Genomic DNA, 24294 nt, shown 5'->3' with positions numbered 1-24294 from the left:
TACGTGCCCCAAGTTGTTCAATCGGTCATTGGGTGGTGCGGATCCTTGGGATGCGCCTGGCGACCGGTTAATTACCCGCCGCTGGGCGCGCTAATGGCCGGCCCGAATTTTCGGACCAGCCACTGTGCGCACCCTGACGGGATGGTGGTAGTTGGTTGGTGGTGGTTAGTTGCTCGCCGGTGAGCCGATGCCGCCGCTAGGTTCTAAGTCCACCGGAATCTCGCCGATCGGCTTCTCGGTCTTGATCAGTGTTTGAAGCGCGTCGATCTGGTTGCTATCCACTGAGAGCGTGAGGCCGCCGGTTTCCGGGTTCAGCGAGTAGGCGTGGATCGAGGAACTGATCGGGGTCTCCTGCTTGGATTGCCAGCTCATGATCTTGCCGATGGCCGCACGTAGCTCTTTGTTGCTGAACTTCACTACATGACCGATCGCCCCAGCATCTTCAATGATGCTGGTCTTCGATTCATTGGTGGTAGACACGTGCAGCTTGCCGTCCTTGATCCAGCCCTGCACGTAGTCCTCGCCCAATTCCTTCGAGAGCTTCTCGTTGGTGTCCAATAGTGCAGTTTGGTCCACGGTGTTCTCGCTCGATTCTTCGGAAGGGTGGGCTGAGTGCGTGCTTGCTGACTCTTTGGTGCCCGGTTCCGCTTCTTGGCCACAGCCCGACAGCAGCAGGCTGGCCATGAGCGCCGTCGACGCCAGAGCTAATGGGGTGCGGGATGTTTTGGCGTTGAAATTCATTATTTCCACCTCAGTATTTTTTGCGTTGCCACAGCCTACCTAGAATTCAGGCTAACGCGCCTTTCGTAAAGCATTCGGTGAAGCACATGTGTGCCTACTAAAAATGTCCCGCTACCAATGATGAAGTAGCGGGACATTTTTAGCGGTTGCTAGAACCTCTTAGCGGTTCATTGCTGGACCGTGTGTTGCTTAGCCGTGACGACGGTTGCCGCGACGGAACAGCAGGAACATTGCGCCGACCAGAGCCAGTGCGCCACCTGCAGCGATCAAAGGAGCGCTAGCCGAACCGGTGTCTGCCAAAGGATCGTCGTTCTTAGGAGTTTCCTTTGGAGTAGCCGAGTTGGTTGGCTCATCGGAGGTCTCATCCTGTGGAGCTTCGCTCGACTCTTCAGTTGGAGTCTCGGAAGGCTCCTCAGTAGGGGTCTCGGAAGGCTCCTCAGTTGGAGTTTCCGATGGTTCCTCAGTAGGAGTCTCGGAAGGCTCCTCAGTAGGGGTCTCGGAAGGCTCCTCAGTTGGAGTCTCGGAAGGCTCCTCAGTTGGAGTTTCCGATGGTTCCTCAGTTGGAGTCTCGGAAGGCTCCTCAGTAGGGGTCTCCGAAGGCTCCTCGGTAGGGGTCTCCGAAGGCTCCTCGGTAGGGGTCTCCGAAGGCTCCTCAGTTGGAGTCTCGGAAGGCTCCTCGGTAGGGGTCTCGGAAGGCTCCTCAGTAGGAGTTGGGGTTGGAGTCGGGGTAGGCGTTGGGGTTGGAGTAGGCGTTGGAGCTACAACAACTACTACGCTGCCCTTGGTGGTTGCCGACTTGTCGAACCCATTGCGTGCCTGCAAAGTGAAGGCGTAAGCGCCAGCCTTATCCGGTGCGGTGAACTTGAAGTTGCCATTGCCATCAACGGTTGAGGTCTCCACAACCTTGCCGTCGACGATAACGTCAACCTTGGTACCGGAGCCTGCACCCTCTACGTTGCCGGAAATCGAATCTCCAGCGTCAACCTCTGAACCATTCTTGGTGGTCAGGGTTGGTGCGTTGATGAATTTCTTGACGGTGTAACCCTTGACTCCACTAATGCGGTTCAGTGCATCAGTCAGCCCGGTGTACATAGCGATGTCATCACTGGTGTTTTCCACACCGTCGGTTCCGGCACCATTGGCAGAGTTGATGCCGATAGCCTTAGTGCCAATCAGCACGGCTCCACCCGAGTCACCCTGGTCCAAAACACGCTGGCCTGGGTTCTTTGCGGTGTAGCCCCAAACGTCACGCAAGGTTCCGTCTTTGCCCTGCACGAAGAAGATGCCTTCGCCGGTAATTTCCGAACAGCCCCAACCGGTAGTTGAACCCGAGGAACAAGCGTTGGCGCCAACGGCACCGGAAGCGGCACCGGTAATGTTGATGACCTTATCGCGCTCGTCTCCACCTGCTGGCCACTGCGAAACAGCGGGCTTCAGGTTCAGATCTGCGTTGATACCCTCGATAACCGAGATATCAGTGCCTGGGTTTTCAGTGTCTACGTCATCCCAGGTTGCATCCGTTGGGTAACCCGAGTTGCCGGGTCCACCAAACTGAGCGAAACCAAAATTACCAAGTTCCGCAAAGTATCCGAGGAACTGGTTTGGAGCTTCTGCTTCAATTACATAGGTGTCGGTCATGGAGCCATCTTCAGTACAGTGACCTGCGCTGAGGATTGCGTCCTTACCAGTCGAGTCCCACGCGTTGAAACCGATCGAGCAACGAGCGCCTGGTTCCTGTCCGCCCTGACCGATGGCGTAGCCCATACCACCGTAAATATCTTCGGTAGCGCCCTGCTTCGCAGCTCCACTGCCATCTTTCTTAGATGGCGCGAAGACAACGTCAGAAGCGGCTGCATGTTCGGCAAATTCTTCCAAGGAAAGCTCGCCGGCAGCGGCCTTCTTCTTGGTGACAGTCTTACGCTTGGTTCCCTCAATGGAGCCAGGACCCGAAGCAATGATCTTCACGACGTTCTTGCCCTTGACGGTCGTATTGACGATCGCGGTCAGTCGGCTTAGCTGCGAGTTATCGACGTTGTCAACGATTTCCTCGTAAACGCCTTCAACGGTTGACAGGTTGTTCTTGTTGATTTCAAGAGACACAGCCGCAGGGGAAACCTCGACAATTTTCTTGGCCTCGGTCGCGTCCTTCTTACTGACCTCAACCTTTGCCTTGCCGTCCTTGACGGACGTGCGGGACTCGATACCCTTGGCCTTCAGCTGCTTTGCAAGGGCTGCGGCGGTTTCGCTGGTCTTCGATTCTTCGAGGTATTCCTCGACGGTTTTGCCTAGGTCGCGTTCGATAGCTTCAGGCAGTCCGGTCGTGTCCACTGCACTTTGGCTAGGCGTCGCGCTAGGGGTTGCCGAGCTGCTCGAAGGGGCCGACGGCGAGCTAGTCGCCTCCGGGGCCGCAACGGCTGGCATGAAGCTACTGCCAACTACCAGAGCGGTAGCGGCTGCAGCAACGAGACCTCGTTGCGCAGTTTTTTTATTTGGATTTGGCATTAATGCTTCTCCCACATTTTTGGTGCGAGTGCTAGCGCGGCCCATACCTCCGGGCACACCTCAGCACAGGTGTTGTTACCAAAATGAAACAATAGCGGGTGCAATGTATGGTTTCAAGTAAGGAATCCAACGAAAATATAAACATCAAAACGCAAACCGCCTAGTCAGTGCGCGCTGTCGAATTTCGACTAGGTCACATCTCGCACCGTTACTCAATTGGTTTAAGATTGGAGTACTCTTTCTAGCGCCTAGTCAGCTTATTGAAACCTGTGTACTGTCGCAGAAATTCCATACTAAACACACAGATTCCCGGTCGAGTCTGGGAACTTGCGAAAAAATACACGAGAAACGAAAAATAGCGTCAGATGTCGAGGATTTCGTCATCTGACGCTACTTTGCAGCCGTTGTGGCAGTTGCGCACGGGCCATTTATTGGATCTGGGATTTCTGGTCCAGCGGCCACACGATGTTGGTTGCTTTGCCGGTTACACGCTCAACGCTGATCATGCCACCACCGCTGGCACCAAGCAGGGAGCGCGAGTCTTTGGAGGCGGAGCGGTGATCGCCCATCACCCAGAGCCGGCCCTCAGGAACCTTCACCGAGAATGATTGCTCGCTTGGTGCATCGCCGTCAAAAACGTAGGGCTCTTCTAGGGGCTGACCGTTGACGGTGAGCTGGCAGGGTGTGCCTTTGCACTCGATAGTATCGCCGCCAATACCAATGACGCGCTTGACGTACTTGCTGCCGGTGCCCGTCAGGCTCAGTGCTCCGAGCAGATCGTCGGCAAAACTCGCCTTGGCATAGGGCAGGAATGAGCCGCGGCCGTCAAAAACGATCACGTCCCCGCGCTGCGGATCGGTGTCTTTGTAAGCTCGGCGGTCAACGGCGATGCTTTGGCCAGGGTTCAGGGTGGACTGCATCGAGTTGGAGTCGATATGAAACAGGTCAATCACGCTCGCGCGGAAGATAATGGTAGAGAGCAGGCCGAGAATGATGGCGAGTACAGCGAAGCGCCAGACCCATGAAAAGGCCCGGCGCTTCAAAGTTGCTCGCTCGGAGCGGGCAGTCTGGTTCATCGAAGAACGCAGATTACTTCTTTGCGTTGAAGTCACGCTTCTCGCGGATGCGAGCAGCCTTACCGTGACGATCGCGCATGTAGTACAGCTTGGCACGACGTACGTCGCCCTTGGTTACAACCTCAATCTTGTCGATGATTGGGGAGTGAACTGGGAAGGTACGCTCAACACCGGTACCGAAGGATACCTTGCGAACGGTGAAGGTTTCGCGAATGCCGTCGCCGTGACGACCTACAACGTAGCCCTGGAATACCTGGACACGCGAGTTCTTACCTTCGATGATGTTGACGTGTACCTTCAAGGTATCGCCGGCACCGAAAGCTGGAATGTCTGAACGCAGCGAAGCTGAATCAACAGAGTCAAGTAAATGCATGTTGCATCTCCTAGGATCAATGCCGCAGGTCACCGAATCCTCGTAGCGGGGCTCTTCGCTAGCCATCGGCTTTGCGAACTCCCCGGAACGTATACCACCGATTGGCTCTAGCAATCGGTGCGGTGGTTCTTTCATATCCAGTCGTCCCCCTGCGGCAGGAGCCGGACAAAAACACACCAAGAAACAATTATGCCGTATCTAACTAGCGGACGCGAGTCTGCCAGAAATTAAGCCGTCGTGATGTTGACCTCTTAGCTGGCCGATTCCGGATCTGGTGCGGTTGCCGGACTGGTTTCGGCGCCGGCGCCGGTGGCCCACTCCAGCTGCGACTTAGGGGTGATCGTCCCTTCAACTACGGCAAAGCCGTTGTGCCAGAGGGCATCACGGTCGCGACGGTTCAGCGATTGCACGTCGAGCTGCTCGATCAAGTCCGGGCGACGGGCGGCGGTGCGCTTAATCTGTTCGTCGCGACGGAATCGACCCACACGCTGGTGATTGCCACCGAGCAGAACCTCGGGGACCTCTCGGCCACGCCATGAGGACGGCTTGGTGTAGACCGGGTATTCCAGCAGCACATCGGAGTGGGATTCTTCGACCAGCGACTCAGGGTTGCCGATCACGCCCGGGATCAGGCGGGCGATGGCCTCAACCATCACCATGACCGCTACTTCTCCCCCATTAAGCACGTAGTCGCCGATGGAAACCGGGATGACATTAAAATTCTCGTGCGCGTAGTCGATGACACGTTCGTCGATGCCTTCATAACGGCCGCAGGCGAAGACCAGGTGCTCTTCTTCGGCCAGATCGTAGGCCATCTGCTGGTTGAAGACCGCGCCGGCAGGCGAAGGAACAATCAGCGTTGGCTTGGGGCCTTGCGCGTTAGCAGAGCGTACCGAATCAAGGGCCTGGCCCCATGGCTCGGGCATCATGACCATGCCAGCGCCACCACCGTAGGGAGTGTCGTCCACCTTGCGGTGCTTATCCTCGGTGAAGTCACGCAGGTTGGTGAGATTCAGGTCCAGAATTCCGTCTTGGGCGGCGCGGCCGATCAGCGACAGTGAAAGCGGCTGCAGGTACTCCGGGAAGATCGAGATGACATCAAGACGCATGGCTTAGCGCTCTTCCTGATCGCTGGAGTTCTCGTTGTCGAGCTGCGCTTCGTCGTCCGCGTCGTCGCTATTGAGGGTGAGCAGGCCCGCTGGTGGGGTGATGACGACGATGCCGGCTTCCGGATCGACATCCGGGACAAACTCGTCGACGAAGGGCAGGTAGATTTCCTGTCCGTCGTTGTCCTCAAAGACCAAAAGGTCTTGGGCAGGGTTGGTGCGTAGTCCGGTGATCACGCCAACCTGCTGGCCATCGAGCATGACCTTCAGGTCCAGCAGCTCGTGCTCGTACCACTCGTCGGAGTCATCCTCTGGCACGTCGGAGACTTCAATTTCCAGTCGTGCGCCGCGCAGGGTTTCAGCCTGGTTGCGGTCGGAGATCTCCTGGAAGGAGAGCAGCAAAATGGTCTTGTTCCAGCGCGCGTTTTTCACCGTGAGGGTTTTGACCGGGCCATCGACCACGATGATCTCCACCCCAGGGGTGAATCGCTCTTCGGGGTTGTCGGTCTGGACCTGGGCGGTGACTTCGCCACGGATACCGTGGGGCTTACCAATACGGGCAACCTGCAATCGCATAGTCTGCTGCTCTTTCTGCGTGGTGATCCGGGGATACGCCGGGAGGTGGGGTGCAATATCTGGGTGAAACACGAAAGGAGTTCCCGTCACTTGTAGGACGGAAACTCCTTTCGAAATGAAGCCAACTAGAAGTTGAGCTGCAGTTGCTTAGCCGCGGCGACGGTCGGTGTCGATAACATCAACACGAACCGATTCCTTGGCCAGCGCTGCCATGACGGTACGCAGTGCTCGTGCGGTGCGTCCCTGACGTCCGATCACACGACCGAGATCTTCAGGGTTGACCCGTACTTCGAGCAGATCGCCGCGGCGGGTGGACTTCAAGGCAACCTTGACGTCTTCCGGTTCCTCAACGATTCCGCGAACCATATGGTCGAGCGCATCAACGAGCACTGTTACTCAGCCTCGGTAGCTTCGGCCTCTGCCTCTTCAGCAGCTGGCTTTTCAGCCTTCTTGGTGATTGCCTCTGGGAGGATCACTGAGCCCTTGTCAGGTGCAACGAATGCTGGCTTAGGCTCGGCAACCTTGTAGGTGCCTTCCTGGCCATCGATGCCCTTGAACTTCTGCCAGTCACCGGTGATGTTCAGCAACTTGTGAACCTGCTCCGATGGCTGAGCGCCAACGGACAGCCAGTACTGAGCACGCTCAGAATCGATCTCGATGATCGATGGGTTCTCGGTTGGGTGGTACTTACCGATCTCCTCGATGGCACGGCCATCGCGCTTAGCGCGGGAGTCCATGACAACAACGCGGTAGAAAGGTGCGCGCATCTTACCGAAGCGCTTCAGACGAATTTTAACGGCCACTGTAGTGGTCACTCCTGTTTCTCAACATGGTCGAGCCCAATTTTTAGCACCTGTGGGGCAGGCCTTACTGATCGGACTCTAAAAGGGACAGGATTCGAAGCGGAGAGAGGGGCCGAATCAAATCGAGTACCCTGCAATTATGCCAGAGAGCGAGCATGCTGGCCAACTCTATTTTGGTCGCGCGTGGCGCTGATGTCATGAGGTTGATCACTCGCATAGTTATCGCGTTGTTAACCGGTAGCTCTACTTTAGCTCGGGGTTTGGCTCGGGGGTCAGGTTAGGGCACCGAGTGGATCCGGTTTCGGGCCGGGATCTGGAGCGGATCAAGATGTTTGGGCAGCGTGATGTACGCCAGTCCCCCGATGGTGCTCAGCGTTAACAATCCGGCATGGATCGCATGGTGATGGGCGCGGCACAGGCAACTGCCATTGGCGCTCGAGGTGCAGCCGCCGTTTTCCCACCAATTGTTGTGGTGGTATTCGAGCATTTCCACCGGCGCGGTGCAGCCCGGAACGATGCAGCCTTTATCGCGAGCATAAATGGCGCGCTTCATCGCCTCGGTGAAGAAGCGTTGAGATCGACCTACGTCGAGCGGTTGAGAATTGGGGCCAAAAATTACCCGATAGATGTCGCCTTGGCAGATTAGTTGGCCCGTATCTGCCGGCCCGAGTTTTAGTCCGTGTTCGGTGATAGAGGTGAGCTTGTCCAGATTTTTTAGATCCGCCAATGCGTCGAGCTTGATGTGGATGGCGATCTTTGGGGTGACGGTTTTGGCGGTGTTGCTCGGATCCGAATTTTTCATGGCCGCGAGCAGGGCGTTCAGGCGTCGTTGAGCGACCGAGATATTACCGTCGCCGGGAACCTGCGCGCTGGGATTAACAAAACCTGTGTTTTGTTCTCCCTCCTTTAACAAGGGCTGCGTTTCGGGCGTGGGGTCTTGGGCCCACGGTGGCATGGGGTCGTTGCTGTTAAAGAGGGCATCGCTGTTCAAGGGTGCATCGCTGTTCAGGGGTGCATCGCTGTTCAGGGGTCCGTCGTCTGCCGGGTGGTCTTGATCTTTTGACGCCTGCGTTTCATCAGGTGAGCCGGACTGGTCAGCGCGGGCAGATTTGCCGGCATCGGTGCGCGGGTTATCACTCTGGGCGGCGTGGGAGCGCATTTCCTCGCGCTGATCGCCGGCGACAACTAGCTTCCAGATGTCGCGGTCCCCCACCTGGCTCTGTAAAAACAGTCCGCATTCGGGAGCTGTGGTTTCTTTGCGCGCTTTGCGTTCGGCGGAGATGAAGTTGTTCAGTAGGCTTTCGCGGGTGTTGCGTTCGGGTTCAGCCAGAAGCTGCACTGCGTGATCTTCAAGTAGCTGGCCGTCGGAGTGGAGGGCGATGGGCGCGAGGGGTAGCCCTTCAAAACAAGTGTCGGTTGGCTCAAAGGAGTCCAGCGCGCGGGCAGCGCGGGCCACCATACGGGGGTCAAGATCGGCCGAAGAAGTGTAGAGGTCGGCTAATTTGGTCAGGCGCGGAGGCATGGTGCTGCCGTCGATGGCGCGGCGGGCGATTAGTAGGTGTGCGTCGTTCACCCGGCGCATCGCCTCGTGGGCGTTGAGGTCCAGAAATTTGGCGGCGAAGTCGGCGGTGTTCAGGTAGTGCGCGCGGCCTGAATGCTGATGGGCGGGGGTGGAAAAGTCGGTGGTGCCGGTGCGGACGGCGGCCAGGTCCTCATCGGTGAGCAGGTGCGCGCCGGTGGATTCCAGCGCGATGATGCTGTGCAGCTGTTCGCGCAGGGTGTAGCGGTGCAGGGTTTCAATCAGTTGGGCGTGGGCGGCGGCGATGCGCGGGTCGGTGCTGGTGCGCAGCGTGTGGGAAAGGCGGAGCAAGAGCGTGCAGCAGGCGGCCATGATTTCCAGCAGCAGTGCGGTGGCGCCACGGGGGAAATTTCCGGTGAGGCTGATGCGCAGTGCTGCCAGGGTGGCGGCCAACTGATGAATGCTCATGGGGACATCATGGTGCGGCGGCGGGAGGATCGGGCACAAAAAATACCGGCTGTGGGTAAGTGTGATGCTGTATAGGCGCTGTTCGACTCGTGCCAAGTTGCTGATCCACTGCGCACAATGAGCTAGGCGACTGTAGGGTAAAAGTTGGATGCGCTGGCGCTTAGATGTCGGCCGGTTGCGTTCGACGTTTTTGAGATCGACCGAAGGAATACCCCCGTGGCTTTGCGCAGCGAAGAACGCAGCGAAGAACTTGACGCCTACATGGTGACGTGGAAGCTCGAACGCGAATTTGGTGGCATGACTACGGTGTGCACCCAACGCGCTGGGCTTTTTGCGCAACGTTATGGCCGCTCGTTTATCGTCACCTTTAATCGCGACCCGAAGCTGTCGCAGACCGTTGAGGATCTGGTGGCGCGCGGTAAGTTGGATCCCAAGGTGCAGGTGCTGAACATCTACTCGTTCTTGGCACAACACGATATCACCGCGCAGGATAGGATTCCGGAGCGCAAGGCGCAGCCGGAACATCAGGATTTTGAACTGCAACATACGGTGTACTACGGCGATGAGCCACAGCTTGCCTTTAGCCAGAGCAGTTCGGCCGGGCCGGACGCGGCCACCACGCAGTTACGTTTTTTGCGCAAGGACGGCAGCACCTTCCTACTTGATACCCGATTTACCGATACTACCGGGAAAAACCGTCGCATCGTCGAGGTGCTTGATCGTGCCGGTAATATCACCGCGCGTTTCCCGAGCGCAGCCTCCTTGTACCGGCATTGGTTAAGCCAGTTGGCCGATCGCGACAATACCTTGGTGGTGGTGGACAGCAAGTACACCGCCTCGATGCTCGGGAGCTGGGAAACCAAGATCGTGCCTAAGTTGTACGCCTTCCACAGTGTGCACGTGACCAAGGGCGAAAGCCTGCTCACCGGTGAGCTGTCCGATCCACATTCCCCGGTGATCGCCCAACGAAAATTGTGGGACGGTTTTGTGTTCCTCACCGAGGGGCAACGCGCCATTTATAACCGCCGTTTTGGTGATGCCGATACTACGTTTGTGATCCCCAATCCGCTCAAATCCAGCGCGGTCACCCCGGTAGTCGAGGGCCAGGATGCACCGGAACGAAAGCCAACGCAATTGATCGCCGCCGGATCGCTGACCACCAATAAAAACGTGGCGGCAGCCATTAAAGTGGTGGCCGAATTGGTGCGCCGCGGACATGCTCCGGTCTTGCATGTGGTCGGCCAGGGATCCCAACGGGAAAAACTTGAGCAGCTGTGCGCCAAGCTCGGCGTTGAAGATGCGGTGATTTTCCACGGCTTCTCCGATAAGTTGCCAACCTTCTTTGCCACCTGCACAGCGCAGTTGTTTACCTCTAGCAATGAGGGCCAGGCTTTGGTGTTGCTTGAAGCTCAGGCCCAGGGCTGTGTGCCGATATCCTTCGACATCAACTTTGGCCCGGCCGATAGCATCCAAGATTCGGTCAACGGCTTCTTGGTTCCGGCCGGTGACATTACCCGGATGGCTGATCGCGCTGAACAGTTAATGACCGATCCACAATTGGCGGCGCAGCTTTCGGCCAACGCTCGAAAATTTGCTCAAGAGTATGCTTCGCGGGACCTGGTCTCGCTCTGGGAGGAAACCATGTCCATCGCGTCCAAGATCAAGCAGCTCGGTGCCCGGCAAGAAGTTCCAGAATTTTCCGCACGGCTAAAATCGGTGGAGTTTTTGGAGCGCGGTGCCCTGAAAATCAGCGTGGCGCATAAGGCAAAATTGCCGCGTGACACCGGTTTTGAATTTGTCATCGTGCAGCGCGACAATGAGGCTGAGGTGAAGGTCTATGCAGCCAGCGAATTTGATGAGCAACAGGCCGTGTTCACCATCGACGTCGCCGGGGTAAAGGAAGCGCGCACCCAAGAGAAGCCCACCGACGTGTTTTTGCGTATGCGGGTAGGTTCCAGCATGTTGATGAAGCGCTTGGGTGTTGAAAATTCGCGGGTGCTACCGTACTTCACGAGCCACAATAATCTGTCCTTTAAACCAGAGAAGTAGGCTTCCAGCGCGCATCGGCCTCGCACTTATCGCTCGCCCAGAAACACGAACTAGAGTTGAAGCTATGAAAATTGCGATGTCTGACCTGCAGCCACTGCTCAGCCACCACCGAATCCTGCTCGCAGGCCAAGGCGTGGACACGATGGAAAAGTCCGGGGACTCATACGCTGCGAACACGCAGGTTACTTTTGAGGCAGACCTAGAGCTACACCCTTACACGACGTTTTATGGCACCGCAGGCACCGCCTTGCCACGGATGGGTGCGTTTTCCTACACGATTTCAAAGCTGCATAAGTCGGTGAGCGTTGGTCGTTACACCTCGATCGCCAAGGGTATGAGCGTGATGGGTGCCCGACACCCTCTGGAGTGGGCCTCAACCAGTCCGGTCTTTTACAACCAGCGCGTGATGGCCCAAGCCTATTCTCAAGATCGTGGTGTCAGCCTTGAATCGACCAATTTTGACTATGCCCAGGGCCAAATCGTCATCGGCAACGACGTGTGGATCGGCGAAAAGGTGTCGCTGGGCCATGGAGTGAAGATCGGCGACGGTGCAGTCATCGCCTCAAATTCGGTGGTGACCAAAGATGTCGACCCGTATACCGTGGTCGGCGGGGTGCCAGCTCGTGTATTGCGTGAACGTTTTGCCCCCGGGATCGTGCACGCACTGCAAGCCTCAGAATGGTGGGAGTTTGCACCGGAGGATCTGACCCGTTTTGATGTCAGCAATCCCGAGGAGTTTGCCCACCAGGTGATGCGCGGCCGCGAGGATGGCAGTTTAGTTCCGCTGGTGACCCAACCACTGACCGCGCCAATGATCAAAGAGCACCTGGACACCTTGAAGTAGCTGGCACGAACCGATTAGCCCAGAGTGACGCGCAAATTGTTGTTCCATGGGTCATTAAAGCGTAGTTCCGATCCGGTGTGATGGTGCGTTACCTTCGCGAAGCTTAGGCGTTCGGCCAATTTGCCGATTTCTTCTTCGCTAGGCACATTGATCAGTACTTCACCCAGGCCCAGGGTGTCTTTGCGCGGACCGGCGCCGCGGGAGTTCCAGACGTTCATCGCCATGTGGTGGTGGTAGCCGCCGGCGGAGACAAACAAGGCCTGCTCGCCCAATGCGGTGGTCTCATCAAAGCCGAGGGTGTTCACGTAGAACTGGCGCGCGGTGGCAACATCGCCAACCTGCAGGTGTACGTGGCCGATATCGGCTGCGGCCTTGCGCTGGGTTGCGACAGCCTGTTCGCTCAAGTGCGAGTTGAGATATTCGTTGGGGTCCAGGTAGATGGTGTCCATCGATACCTCACCGTTTTTCCACGTCCAGCCGTCGCGCGGGCGGTCGAAGTAGAGCTCGATGCCGTTACCTTCGGGATCTGTGAAGTAGAACGCTTCGGAGACTAGGTGGTCTGAGCTTCCCACAAATTTGCTCTGATCAAATTGTGCAGCCGAGAGTACGGTGGCTGCCAGATCCGCCTGAGTGTCAAAGAGCAGTGCGGTGTGGAACAGTCCAGCTTCATTGCGCGAGGCCAGCTGTAGACCCGGAGCGTTGCGCAGGTTGACCAGCTCTTGAGTCCCGCGACCCAGCGTGGTGCCTTCGGCCGATTCAACAAGTACCTCTAACCCAAGTGCCTTTTGGTAGTACTCGCTCATGGTCTTCATATCGCCGACCTTGAGCTGTACGGCGTTCATATGAGTTTCGGCGGCGAGCTTATCTTCTTTGAGCGTAGTCATGACCTGTCCCCTGTTTTCTGTTCACTTGTTCCTATTGATACCTACCGTACTCCGATTTAGTTGATGCTTCAAGTAATTTTCGAAGCTCTGTGCATCACAGTGAATTTACGACGTCGCCAAGAGACTCTTGCTCGCCCTTGCGCGAAGGTGCGCAGCGCTTGCCAAAATGAGCTCCGGAGAGCCATGTGCCAGGGCCACTTCCATCAGGTTTCAACCAAGCTCGACCCCCTAACCTGCGGGTGAATAAGCAAATTCTCCGAAAGTGCAGCTGGCATGCTCCAGCATCAAGGAAGGCGTCAAGGTTCAATAGGAAAAAGAATGTGGCAGCCCGGTTATCCGAACTGCCACTGCAGACTCCTGAACTAAGAAATGCTACTGATCCGCCTCAGAACTGTCGTCATCCTGCTTGTTGTACGGCTTCGAATTGTTTCTCCGGAGAGCGGCGAACAAGAAAACCGCAAGCCCTACTGTTACCAATAGTGGAATTATGATGAAAAATACCAATTCAAATGCGTTGGGCACTAGTGGATTCATAGTTCTATGCCACCCACTTACAGGACTGTGTGATACCAAAGCTGTTAGTAATAAACTGGATAGTTGCCGCCCTTCCGGTGGTAGCCCAGCCGATTGTCCTGTTTGAAGTTGCGTCAATTTCCATATGGGCACGGTTATTGCTCTTCCACGCTTTGTCCCCACTGAATGCGATCTTGAGGGTCGGGTCGTACACAGTGGTGATGCGGGCAGTAGGGTTCTCCACGCGGACTAGCGTCGCCCCGAAGTTCTTAGCCCAAACACCGCCAGACACCTTGACTCGTGCGACCACAAGCCCTCCTAGAGACACACCACGCAGATAGCAGGCAACTGGCTGACGGCTTGTTGTGGATTTGGCAGCTGGAGTTGCGAACGGAATTTGAGTGGCCACTTGCGGCTCATCTTCGGCGAATTCCACTTCTCCAGTGAGAATAGAAGCCGCTTCGTCCAACTGTTCCGCACGAGACAAGCTGTCCAATTTCCGAAGGGATTCGATAGCTGCCTCGTCGCCCTGTTCAGCACCTTGCTTGTAGCTGAATTCCAACGCGTCAATTAGCTTCAGTTTTTGAGATTTTGATGGGACAGAACTCTCTTCGCCAACGACCGCAAATGCTTCAACGGATGGCCCCAAAGACTGCGCTTGAGCAGGCAATGCCAACCCGCTGGCCAGGAGTGTGGCAGCAAGGGAACTGAGCGCTATTTTTATTTTGATCTTCACGGTTACCCTTAGACGGTAGACTTACAAAAAATAGCCTAGTCGCAGCTCGTCTAGCGTGCAATCATACTTAAGTAGTAGTTGGGTGCGCCGACCCACCGCACACCCAGTATGAAGATATCCACTCAAATTCGTAGCGAACAATGGTTCCCCAAACAGTTCCGTTTCGCGAAGAAACTGAAGGCTGACGGAATCAGGCCATCTTTGCGTCTTGAAACCTGAAGCGGGAGTAGTCCTTCTAAACCCTCGTCAATTATGACCTCGTTTCTGCCATAAAAAACGCGTCATTTGAAAGTTCAATAAAACTAGCTATTCTGATGAAATCACTCGATTTTCTGCCAGGGAGCAGAGAATTAGCACTCGCACATCAAGGAACGAACACAATTGAAGAAAACGACTATCTGGGTCTCCGCGCTCTTAGCCGGAACCCTCGCGACCGGTGGCGTGGTCTACGCAAGCACCCACGAGCCTGACTCACGAGGAACCGTGACCCGCGTTATCGACGGCGATACCATGGATATGGAAATTGCAGGCCAGGAAACCAGGGTGCGACTTCTAAACATTGACACGCCAGAAACCGTAGATCCCAACAAGCCCGTCGAATGCATGGGCCCAGAGGCATCAGAGAACCTCAAGTCGCTGCTCAAATCGGGCGACAAGGTTGATTTAAAGTACGACGTTGAGCGTGAAGATCGCTACGGCAGAACACTGGCGGCGGTATACAAAGACGGTGAGTTCATTAATCGCTCGATCGCGGCGAACGGCCTGGGGGTCGCCGTAAAGTTTGAACCCAACGTCAAGTACTACCAACAGATTCTCGACGCGCAGCAAGAAGCGGAACAAGATGATGCTGGTCTTTTCAGCGCCGACATCTCATGCACAAATCCAGCTCAGGTAACCAAGGCACTTGATGAACTGGGACAAGTGCCGAGCGAAACAGCCAGCAGTGTCGAGCAAGCGCAGTCAGCGGCCCAAGAAGCTGCAGCTGCCGTGGCTACCGGACTGGCTACAGGCAAAGCTTTGGCGGCAATCACTCCTGACACCCACCCGGTCACGGCCATCTTGCTAGCGACATCGTTCAAAAATCCGTGACAACGATGAACGAAGTTACCGCGCAGACCCAAAAGCTGGAACAAAAGCACACGCAGCAGCACGATGATCTTGTCGCTGAGGATAAGAAGCGCAAAGAGGAAGAAGCTAAGGCCAAGGCAAAACAAAAGGCCGAGGAACAAGCCAAGCGCGAAGCTGAGAAGCAAGCAGCCGCCGAAAAGGAAGCTGCGCAATTAGCCGCCAAAAAGAAAGCGGAACAAGACATGGCCGCTGAACAGCAACGAAACGCTGCTCCTAAATACGTTGCACCCAAGTATGTTGCGCCTAAGAATGTTGCACCCAAGAAGACCCCACCAACCTACAAGGCACCAAAATCGGTGGCTCCTAAGGTGAAGACGCCACCAAAGTCATCGGTGCCAGAAAAATACACCGGACCACGATGCTATGCACCCGGTGGCAAATCCTGGAAGCCGTGTGGCTAGCAGCGGAAGCACAGACGCGTAATAGCAGTTTGATGCTCATTAGATTCCCGTATGGCTTCGGCCGTGCGGGAATCGGTCTTTTGTGGCGGCATCACCCCTTCAATCCGAGAGGTCGATTCTGCAGAACACGGCACGCAGCTAGAAGGTCTTTCAATTACTAGGACTTCAAAGTAGATTATCTAGTGAGCCACCTCACATCGTCGTTTGTGTCGCTGTAGAGGTGTAAATCTTTCCAGCGACAGAAGGTTTGATTGTGAGCGTTACCGAAGAATTCAGAGCTGCCCGTGACCGACTCCTAGAATTACGCACCGATTACACCAAAGCGCGTGCCGAATTCAGCTGGCCAGAATTTACCGAATTCAACTTCGGCTACGACTGGTTTGATCAGGTAGCCAAGGATCCGGCCCGTGCGCAGACTCCGGCGCTGATTATCACCGAACGAGATGGAGCCTCCACCCGGCGTACGTGGGCCGAACTATCCGAACGCTCCACGCAGCTAGCGCGTTGGCTCAGTGATCAGGGTGTGGCGCGCGGCGAGACAATCGCGGTGATGCTCGGTAACCAGGTAGAACTATGGGAATCCATGCTCGCCGGAATTAAGCTCGGCGCGGTACTGATCCCCTGTACCACCCAGCTGACCCCGACAGATCTGGCGGACCGGATCGAACGCGGACATATCAATTGGGTGATCACCAACGAGTCCGAGATGCCCAAGTTTGAAACCGTGCCGGGTGACTACACGCTGATTCAGATCGGCGGCACCCCGGCGGATGGAATTCTGGACTTCGCACAATCGCATACGGCGGAAGCATCTTTTGAACTGGACTCACCGACCCGCTCCGATGAAACTTTGCTGCGCTATTTCACTTCGGGAACCACTTCCAAGGCAAAGCTTGTAGAGCACACACATACCTCTTACCCTGTCGGGCACCTGAGCACGATGTTCTGGATCGGGCTGGAGCCAGGGGACGTGCACCTGAACGTTGCCTCTCCGGGCTGGGCCAAACATGCGTGGTCCAATCTTTTCGCTCCATGGATCGCCGAGGCTACGGTCTTCCTCTATAACTACGACCGCTTTGATCCGATCGCCCTGATGAATCAGATGGATAAGGAAAAGGTCACCAGCTTCTGCGCTCCGCCTACGGTCTGGCGTCTGCTGATTCAAGCAGACTTGAGCGCGCTGAAGACGGCTCCGCAAAAGTTGGTTTCGGCCGGCGAACCGCTGAACGCTGAAGTTATCGATCAGGTTCACAAATCTTGGGGCCAAGTGATCCGCGACGGCTTCGGGCAGACCGAGACCACAGTACAAATCGCCAACCCACCGGGAGAACCGGTCAAGATTGGTGCCATGGGCAAAGCGATGCCGGGCTACGAGGTGGTACTCATCGATCCGGCCACCGGCGAGGTGGGTGATCTGGGGGAAATTTGCTTGGTTACCGAGCAGCGACCGCTGGGTTTGATGAAGGGGTACTTCGAGAACGCGGAGAAGACTAACGAGGTGTTCCGCGACGGCGTCTATCACACCGGTGACATTGCCGAACGTGATGAGCGTGGAATCCTGACCTATGTGGGCCGCGCCGATGATGTGTTCAAATCAAGCGACTACAAGATTAGCCCCTTCGAACTGGAATCGGTGCTGATCGAACATCCCGGGGTCGCAGAGGCTGCCGTGGTGCCAGCTCCCGATGAGCTGCGCCTGAGTGTACCTAAGGCGTATATCGTTCCGACTGCCGATCATGAACCAGGAGCAGAACTGGCCGAATCCATTTTGGCGCATTGCCGCGAGCATCTTTCGGCCTTTAAGCGGGTGCGGCGTATTGAGTTTGCGCAGTTACCTAAAACCATCTCGGGAAAGATTCGACGGGTGGAATTGCGTCAAGCCGAAGAACAGCGCTTCGCCGGTGGCGAGGTTGCGGGAACCGAATACCGGGACATCGACTTCCCGAATCTAAAGCCATAACTGAATCCATAACTGACATTCACCATTGGGGCCTGTAGTTCAACTACGGGCCCCAATGCTTTATGTAGTGACAGTGGCAGATGACCAAGTTGAGACACGAAGTTTACATCGTGGGTTACAGCTCATACTATGAGTCGAAGATCAGTGACCTAGCTCACTAAGACCCACACCCCTTTGTAGATCGGACCGACCATGTCAGATACCGCGATTCTGATTAATACCGCTGTGGCAGTACTCGCCACGGTGCTATTGATCGTGAAATTTAAGGTCAATCCAGTCATCGGACTGGTTCTTGGATCCCTCTACCTGGGGCTCAGCACCGGGCTGGGCATCACCAAAACCGTTGAGACCATCACCCAGGGCTTTGGCGACATCATGGTGGAAGTCGGGTTGCTGATTGCCTTTGGTGTGCTGATGGGCGCCATCCTGAACGAAGTCGGAGCCATTCGACGACTAGTTGAACGGCTGCTTAGCGTATTTGGGCCGAAGTTCTTGCCGTACTCCATGGCGGTGGCCATGAGTACCGTCCTGCAGTCGATCTTTGTTGACGTACTGCTGGTCATCTCCGCCCCGTTGGCCCGGCGCATGGCTCCCAAAATCGGTCCTCTGGGCACTGCGCGACTGGCTACCGCCATGGCCATTTCGCTGGAATGCGGCATCATCTTCATGGTTCCGGGCGTCGGAGCACTAGCCTTGGCTGGCGTGCTAGAAGTCCCCCTGGGAACCATGCTGATCTGCGGTCTGATCGTGGTGGTACCAACGGTATTGCTGGCAATCATGATCATGTCCTTCCTGTTCCGTCGCGGCTTCTGGAAGCCCGAACGCGATGAACAAAATATCTTTGACGAAGAAGATTATCCCCAAGCAAGTCTGCGCAACACAGCTGGCACCAAAACGCAGAATGATGCGGATGAGGCACGCAGCGAACCGGGCGCAGTTAAGCTCGCGGTTGACCCGCAAGCCAAACGCGAAGCACCACTGTGGGTACTCTTTGCTCCCCTACTACTGTCACTGATCCTGATTGCCGTTGGTGCTGTCACTGAAATTGCCAAGATCCATAACGGTGTTCTTGAGCTGCTCGGCAACCCGGTAGTTGCACTGCTGATCGGCCTGATCGGCACCACCATCGTGGGACGGCGCACCCTGGGTCAGAAGGGTTTGGATGAGGCCATCACCATCGGCTTTAAGGACAGCGGACAGATCCTGCTACTGACCGGCGCCGGCGGATCATTGGCAGCCACCGTGGCAGCTGCAGGTCTAGGCGATATCCTCGGCGGCTTCTTTAGCGCCAGCGCCGTAGCACCACTGGTAGTTGTCTGGGTGATCGCCGCCGTTCTGCACATCGCCGTCGGCTCGGTAACCCTCTCGGCCATTACCGCTGCAGGCATGCTTGCCCCAATAGCCCCAGCGCTAGGCCTGGACCCAGTACTGATCGCCTTGGCCGCTGGTGCAGGATCGCTGTTCATGATTCACGTAACCTCCAATACCTTCTGGCTGTTGCAATCCTTGTTGGGCCAAACCGTGCGTGGTGCCCTGAAGTCGGTCAGCGTGGGAGTTTCGGTGGCTTCGGTGATTGCACTAGGCATGGTGCTGACCTTGAGCATCTTCATCTAGTGCGCAACCGATCAACCCAAGGAGTTAACTCATGAACGAACAAGCAACGATCGCACCATTATCCTCAATCCGCGTCCTAGAACTAGGCAACTACATTGCCGCTCCCACTGCTGGTCGACTACTTGCCGACTTCGGTGCAGAAGTCATCAAGGTAGAACGCCCGGCCACCGGGGATGAACTACGCAATTGGCGGCTAAAAAAGGGCAGTGTCTCGATGCTGTATCGAACGATCAACCGCAACAAAAAATCCGTTGTCCTTGATCTGCGTAGCGACGCCGGACGGGCCGCAGTACTCGAGCTAGTCCGTGAATGCGACGTGTTATTGGAAAACTTCCGACCCGGCACCCTAGAAAAGTGGGGTCTGGGACCCGAGGTACTCAGTGAAGCCAACCCGGATCTGGTCATCACCCGCATCTCCGCCTTTGGCCAAACCGGACCACTCTCCCAGCGCCCAGGCTTCGCCGCAGTCGCCGAAGCCTTCAGCGGCTTCCGCAACCTGGTGGGAGATCCCGACCGGGCCCCGGTACGCGTGGGTGTCTCTATTGGAGATTCCATCGCCGGACTCTATGCAGCCTTCGGCGTGGTCATGGCCTTGTTTGAGCGCGATAAAAATCGTCCCGAGACAAAGTCCTTGCCACTAGATCACCGAGTAATCGACGTGGCACTGCACGAAGCGATGTTCTCCATGATGGAATCGTTGATCCCGGATCACGGCGCCTACGGAGAAACGCGCAGTCGTACCGGTGGACGCATGGAAGGCATAGCGCCATCCAACGCCTATCGCTGCGCCGATGGGGCCAGCATCGTGGTGGCCGGCAACGGGGATGGAATCTACAAACGCTATATGCAAGCCATCGGTAGGCCGGATCTGGCAGATGACCCCACCCTGCAATCCAACCAGCAGCGCTGGGAACAACGAGAGCTGCTCGACGCCGCCATCGGTCAATGGAGCGCCACACTAGACTCGGCGCAAGCATTGGACATCCTTGATACCGCAGGGGTTCCTGCAGGCCCGATCTACACCGCGGCCGACATTGAAAACGAACCACAGTATCAAGCCCGCAATATGATCCAGCACCTCGACGTCTCCACCGGCGAAGAAACCCTGAAAAACGTCGGCTTCCCCGGCATTGTTCCGGTCATGGGAGGAACTTCCCTACCCATCCGCAACCTCGGACCAGACCTCGGCGAACATACCGACTGGGTACTTGGTGAGTTACTGGGCTACGACCAAGACCAGATCCACGACGCCAGCGCCAGCGAAAAGAGCCAAGCATGAGCTACAATTTCACCCCAGCAGCCACCCTTCGCGACGTCACCTTGCGCGACGGACTACAGCTGACCGGCAAACTGTTAAGCACGGAAGAAAAGATCGCCACCGTCAGACAACTACTACACCTTGGCGTCCAAGAGATTGAACTGGGCTCCATGGCCCGAGCAGATTTGGTCCCACCCATGGCCAATACCCTTGAGGTGGCTCAAGCGCTCACCGCAGAAGAACTGGCGCACTGTTGGATCTGGGTGGCCACCCCGGGCCATGTAGCCAAGGCAGCCAAAGCCGGCATCACCAACTTTCAGTACTGCCTCTCCGTCTCCGATGCGCACAACCAGGCGAATATCTCGCGCAGCACCGAGGCAAGCCTTGAAGCACTACCCGAAGCCATCAAGTATGCACAGGCCGTCAACGGGCGCATCCAGTTATGCTTGGCCACCTCATTTACCTGCCCCTTTGAGGGTCAGGTGCCAGAAGCACGAGTACTAGAAATAGCCAACGACCCACGTGCCAAAGGCACCTGCGACATCGTCATCTGCGACACCCTGGGCCAAGCCGTCCCCGCTCAAGTGGCCTCACTGATCAGCAACGTTAAGGAAAACTCCCCGCAACGAAGAATCGTCTTCCACGGCCACGACACCTGGGGACTGGGAGTTGCCAATACCTTGGCAGCCATCAGCGCCGGTGCCGAAGTTGTAGACGGAGCCCTAGGCGGCTTGGGTGGATGTCCCTTCGCTCCGGGAGCCAGTGGCAACACCTCCAGCGAAGATATTCTCTTCGCCACCCGCCCAGCATGGCTGAGCCCAGAACGCTTCGGCTCTCTGGTGCAGCTCTCCGAGCATCTGCTCAACAAACTGGGTGAACCCAACCGATCAAAGTCAGCCCAAGGGGCAAGGTCTAAAGCCAAAGCGTTCGAATGGGTCATCCCCAGCGAAGAAAGCTAAAGCCGAGCAGGAACGACTAGCCTGCAGGGCGGTGGGTCTCACCGGGGAAACGTCCACCAATGAGTCGAGTCATTCGCTCTGCGGTCTCCAAGAGCGGTTCAACCCACGACTCGCAGACCTCTTGCGACATGCGTAGGGATGGACCACTGATTGTTACCGCAGCGACCAACCCGGCTGAAGAATCAAAAATTGGTGCCGACAATCCTGAAGCTCCACTTTCGCGCTCGCCGGTGGTAATGGCAAAACCATCGGCAAGTGTGGTGTCCACTGCGCTTTGTAATTCATCCAGACCGGTAATGGTGGAGGCGGTCAAGGGTTCCAAGGAACCTTCAACAAGCCGTTGCATCAGTTCTGGCTTCCAGGCCAGAAGTACTCGTCCTGCGGATCCAGCGTGCAGTGGAGCCAGTTCCCCCAGATGCATTTCGCGACGCAAAACGTGGCGGGTTTCGGCAATACCTACGCACACCCGGTAGGACTGTTCGGCACGGAAGATGCAGGCGGTCTCCCCTGTAACATCACGCAGTTCGCCAAGCAGTGGGCTGATCACATCGAGGACTTCTTTGCCTCGGGTAGCCGGAGCAGCCCAATAGGCCATCTTCATGCCGATGCGGTAACCGTCTCCGTCCCGATCTAAGAAGCCCTGCTCCACGAGGTTTGATACTAACCGCTGCACGGTAGAGGAAGGCAGGGACGTGGCCTCACGAAGATCCGTCAAGGTAAGGACCGGCTGGCGTAAGGAAAAAGCATCAAGGATGGAGCTGATTTTTCCCAGCACAAGAAGCTGATTCTGATTCTTTGCCGGAGCTTGATCCTTTGACATATTTCAGACGCTAGACCATCGGACCATCACCGTCCAATTGCTCACTATTTTTGACTCAGACATCACAATGACAGATCGAGGGGTCAATCATTGGACAAATACTGAACTGCAAATCAAAAACACCACGCACAATGACGCAACAATTCGTCTGCACTGATCATTATCGTATATTTGGGTTAGAGCAACGATCAGATTCAGGGGCATTGGCGCCCGACAAATGAAGGACTGCGATGAACAATACCGAGAAGTTCCGAGCCGCCCGCGACCTCCTGTTGGCAGCTCGGGATGACTACGAGCGAGCACGGGCAGAGTTCACTTGGCCCCAATTCACCGACTTCAACTTTGCCTACGACTGGTTTGACGCCGTCGCAGCAGATCCGCAGCGTGCCAATGAACCCGCACTGATCTTGACCGAACCTGATGGAAGTTCTGCCCGGTACTCCTGGGCCGAACTTTCACACCGTTCCACCCAAGTAGCGCGCTGGCTCAGCGACGAAGGACTGGAGCGTGGAGACACCATCGTCTTGATGCTGGGCAATGAAGTGGCCCTCTGGGAGACGATGTTAGCCGGTATGAAGCTCGGCGCGGCGATCATCCCGACCACTACACAGGTCACTTCCGAAGATTTGGTTGACCGCATTAATCGCGGCAAGGCCAACTGGGTCATCACCAGTGATGACCAACTGGAGAAGCTACAAGAAGTTCCCGGGACCTACGCCATCGTTCAGGTTGGTGGTCAAGCGCTACCCGGCACCCTGCATTATGCAGATTCTTACCAAGCACCAGCACAATTCTCACTTGAGACTCCAACCCGTGCAGATGAAAACCTGCTGCTGTATTTCACTTCGGGAACAACCTCGCAGCCTAAGTTGGTGCAGCACACGCACACGTCCTATCCGGTGGGGCACCTGGCAACGATGTTCTGGATCGGCGTGGAGCCAGGCGATGTGCACCTGAACGTCGCGTCGCCTGGCTGGGGCAAGCACGCGTGGTCAAACTTCTTTGGTCCTTGGATTGCCGAAGCCACGGTATTTGTCTTCAACTACAAGCGCTTTGACCCCGAAGCGCTGATGAATCAGATGGATAAGGAAAACGTCACCAGCTTCTGCGCCCCACCGACCGTGTGGCGCTATCTAATCCAGGCCGACTTGAGCACCTTGAAGAATCCGCCGCACAAACTGATCTCTGCCGGCGAGCCACTGAACGCTGAAGTGATTGACCAGGTGCGTAATGCGTGGGGTCAGGTGATTCGTGACGGCTACGGACAGACCGAAACTACGGTGCAGATTGCCAATTCTCCAGGTTCCCCGGTGAAGGTAGGCGCCATGGGTCGACCGATGCCTGGTTATGAGATTGAACTTCGCAACCCAACCACCGGCCAGTTGGCTGAGGTTGGCGAGATCTGCCTGCGAATTGATCCTCGCCCGGTTGGGTTGATGAAGGGTTACTTTGATGACCCGGAGAAAACCGACGAGGTTCTACGAGACGGTTTTTACCACACTGGTGACATTGCGGAAATCGATGAGTCTGGTGTTCTCACTTACGTTGGTCGTGCCGATGATGTGTTCAAATCAAGTGACTACAAGCTCAGCCCTTTTGAGCTTGAATCCGTGGTGTTGGAACATCCCGCTGTGGCTGAAGTTGCGGTGGTGCCCTCGCCAGATCCGCTTAAGCTCTCGGTGCCTAAGGCTTTCGTGATACTTGCCGCTGGATACGAACCTAACGCGCAGACGGCCGAGGACATTCTTGGGTTCTGCCGCGAGCACTTGGCTCCCTACAAACGCATCCGTCGTTTAGAGTTCTCAGATCTTCCAAAGACCATCTCGGGCAAGATCCGTCGAGTTGAGCTACGCCTTGCCGAGGCGGAACAACATGCTGCGGGCACAACTCCAGCTGGAGAATTCCGTGACACCGATTTCCCCGATCTCAAGAAACTGAGCTCAGCCTAATTTAGGGGCAGTCCC

At 56.3% G+C, this 24294-nt stretch carries 21 protein-coding genes; 9 read left to right on the top strand and 12 right to left on the bottom strand.

Annotated elements, in window-relative coordinates:
• Window positions 1–165 precede the first annotated feature (165 nt).
• From EYR88_RS02085 to EYR88_RS02045, 9 genes are all read right to left on the bottom strand, one after another.
• Window positions 166–741: a hypothetical protein gene (locus EYR88_RS02085; RefSeq protein WP_131088084.1), complete on the bottom strand. Its 576-nt coding sequence runs from the start codon at window positions 739–741 to the stop codon at window positions 166–168.
• 189 nt (window positions 742–930) lie between these two features.
• Window positions 931–3243 (bottom strand): S1 family peptidase, encoded by a 2313-nt coding sequence (locus tag EYR88_RS16125; RefSeq protein WP_131088083.1) that lies wholly within the window; start codon window positions 3241–3243, stop codon window positions 931–933.
• Between the two features lie 428 nt (window positions 3244–3671).
• Window positions 3672–4319 carry a signal peptidase I gene (lepB, locus tag EYR88_RS02075; protein ID WP_131088082.1) on the bottom strand — a complete coding sequence of 216 codons (648 nt, stop codon included), beginning with the start codon at window positions 4317–4319 and terminating at the stop codon, window positions 3672–3674.
• A gap of 13 nt (window positions 4320–4332) precedes the next feature.
• Window positions 4333–4692 carry a 50S ribosomal protein L19 gene (gene rplS, locus EYR88_RS02070; protein WP_131088081.1) on the bottom strand — a complete coding sequence of 120 codons (360 nt, stop codon included), beginning with the start codon at window positions 4690–4692 and terminating at the stop codon, window positions 4333–4335.
• 251 nt (window positions 4693–4943) lie between these two features.
• Complete coding sequence (gene trmD, locus EYR88_RS02065; RefSeq protein ID WP_131088080.1) at window positions 4944–5801, bottom strand: tRNA (guanosine(37)-N1)-methyltransferase TrmD; 858 nt, start codon at window positions 5799–5801, stop codon at window positions 4944–4946.
• Between the two features lie 3 nt (window positions 5802–5804).
• Entirely contained in the window at window positions 5805–6374 is a 570-nt protein-coding gene (gene rimM / locus EYR88_RS02060; protein ID WP_131088079.1) for a ribosome maturation factor RimM, read from the bottom strand.
• Window positions 6375–6521: 147 nt separating this feature from the next.
• On the bottom strand, window positions 6522–6764 hold the full coding sequence (locus tag EYR88_RS02055) for an RNA-binding protein (RefSeq protein ID WP_022876627.1): 243 nt from the start codon (window positions 6762–6764) through the stop codon (window positions 6522–6524).
• A gap of 2 nt (window positions 6765–6766) precedes the next feature.
• Window positions 6767–7177 carry a 30S ribosomal protein S16 gene (gene rpsP, locus EYR88_RS02050; RefSeq protein WP_131088078.1) on the bottom strand — a complete coding sequence of 137 codons (411 nt, stop codon included), beginning with the start codon at window positions 7175–7177 and terminating at the stop codon, window positions 6767–6769.
• Window positions 7178–7454: 277 nt separating this feature from the next.
• Window positions 7455–9164, bottom strand: a complete 1710-nt coding sequence (locus EYR88_RS02045; protein WP_131088077.1) for an HNH endonuclease signature motif containing protein — start codon at window positions 9162–9164, stop codon at window positions 7455–7457.
• A gap of 216 nt (window positions 9165–9380) precedes the next feature.
• Between EYR88_RS02045 and EYR88_RS02040 the strand changes: the two genes are divergently transcribed.
• Window positions 9381–11213 carry a glycosyltransferase gene (locus EYR88_RS02040; protein WP_131088076.1) on the top strand — a complete coding sequence of 611 codons (1833 nt, stop codon included), beginning with the start codon at window positions 9381–9383 and terminating at the stop codon, window positions 11211–11213.
• A gap of 64 nt (window positions 11214–11277) precedes the next feature.
• A complete protein-coding gene (locus EYR88_RS02035; protein ID WP_131088075.1) occupies window positions 11278–12057 on the top strand; it encodes a CatB-related O-acetyltransferase in 780 nt (259 codons plus the stop codon).
• 14 nt (window positions 12058–12071) lie between these two features.
• On the opposite strand, the gene EYR88_RS02030 is transcribed toward EYR88_RS02035, so the two are convergent.
• Together EYR88_RS02030 and EYR88_RS02025 are read right to left on the bottom strand one after the other, a co-directional pair.
• On the bottom strand, window positions 12072–12941 hold the full coding sequence (locus EYR88_RS02030) for a VOC family protein (protein WP_131088074.1): 870 nt from the start codon (window positions 12939–12941) through the stop codon (window positions 12072–12074).
• A gap of 538 nt (window positions 12942–13479) precedes the next feature.
• Window positions 13480–14190 (bottom strand): hypothetical protein, encoded by a 711-nt coding sequence (locus EYR88_RS02025; protein WP_131088073.1) that lies wholly within the window; start codon window positions 14188–14190, stop codon window positions 13480–13482.
• Window positions 14191–14571: 381 nt separating this feature from the next.
• Between EYR88_RS02025 and EYR88_RS02020 the strand changes: the two genes are divergently transcribed.
• The 6 genes from EYR88_RS02020 (at window position 14572) to EYR88_RS01995 (ending at window position 21510) form a co-directional block, all read left to right on the top strand.
• The gene (locus EYR88_RS02020) at window positions 14572–15279 is read left to right on the top strand and encodes a thermonuclease family protein (protein WP_131088072.1); all 708 of its coding nucleotides are present in this window, start codon (window positions 14572–14574) and stop codon (window positions 15277–15279) included.
• A 5-nt stretch (window positions 15280–15284) separates the two neighbouring features.
• Window positions 15285–15719 carry a hypothetical protein gene (locus EYR88_RS02015; RefSeq protein WP_165477260.1) on the top strand — a complete coding sequence of 145 codons (435 nt, stop codon included), beginning with the start codon at window positions 15285–15287 and terminating at the stop codon, window positions 15717–15719.
• Window positions 15720–15972: 253 nt separating this feature from the next.
• Window positions 15973–17679 carry an AMP-binding protein gene (locus EYR88_RS02010; RefSeq protein ID WP_131088070.1) on the top strand — a complete coding sequence of 569 codons (1707 nt, stop codon included), beginning with the start codon at window positions 15973–15975 and terminating at the stop codon, window positions 17677–17679.
• 192 nt (window positions 17680–17871) lie between these two features.
• Entirely contained in the window at window positions 17872–19293 is a 1422-nt protein-coding gene (locus EYR88_RS02005; RefSeq protein ID WP_131088069.1) for an SLC13 family permease, read from the top strand.
• A 31-nt stretch (window positions 19294–19324) separates the two neighbouring features.
• Window positions 19325–20572 carry a CaiB/BaiF CoA-transferase family protein gene (locus tag EYR88_RS02000; protein ID WP_131088068.1) on the top strand — a complete coding sequence of 416 codons (1248 nt, stop codon included), beginning with the start codon at window positions 19325–19327 and terminating at the stop codon, window positions 20570–20572.
• Window positions 20569–21510 (top strand): hydroxymethylglutaryl-CoA lyase, encoded by a 942-nt coding sequence (locus EYR88_RS01995; protein ID WP_131088067.1) that lies wholly within the window; start codon window positions 20569–20571, stop codon window positions 21508–21510. The genes EYR88_RS02000 and EYR88_RS01995 overlap by 4 nt, the downstream gene beginning before the upstream one ends.
• 16 nt (window positions 21511–21526) lie before the next feature.
• Here the strand turns inward: EYR88_RS01995 and EYR88_RS01990 are convergent, their stop codons facing one another.
• On the bottom strand, window positions 21527–22330 hold the full coding sequence (locus tag EYR88_RS01990) for an IclR family transcriptional regulator (RefSeq protein ID WP_131088066.1): 804 nt from the start codon (window positions 22328–22330) through the stop codon (window positions 21527–21529).
• Window positions 22331–22560: 230 nt separating this feature from the next.
• Between EYR88_RS01990 and EYR88_RS01985 the strand changes: the two genes are divergently transcribed.
• Complete coding sequence (locus EYR88_RS01985) at window positions 22561–24279, top strand: AMP-binding protein (protein WP_131088065.1); 1719 nt, start codon at window positions 22561–22563, stop codon at window positions 24277–24279.
• Window positions 24280–24294: the final 15 nt, after the last annotated feature.

The organism is Arthrobacter sp. S41 (assembly GCF_004320535.1).
Taxonomy (GTDB): Bacteria; Actinomycetota; Actinomycetes; order Actinomycetales; family Micrococcaceae; genus Glutamicibacter.
The sequence above is the reverse complement of the archived record's forward strand: the minus strand, read 5'-3'. Positions and strand labels throughout refer to the sequence as shown.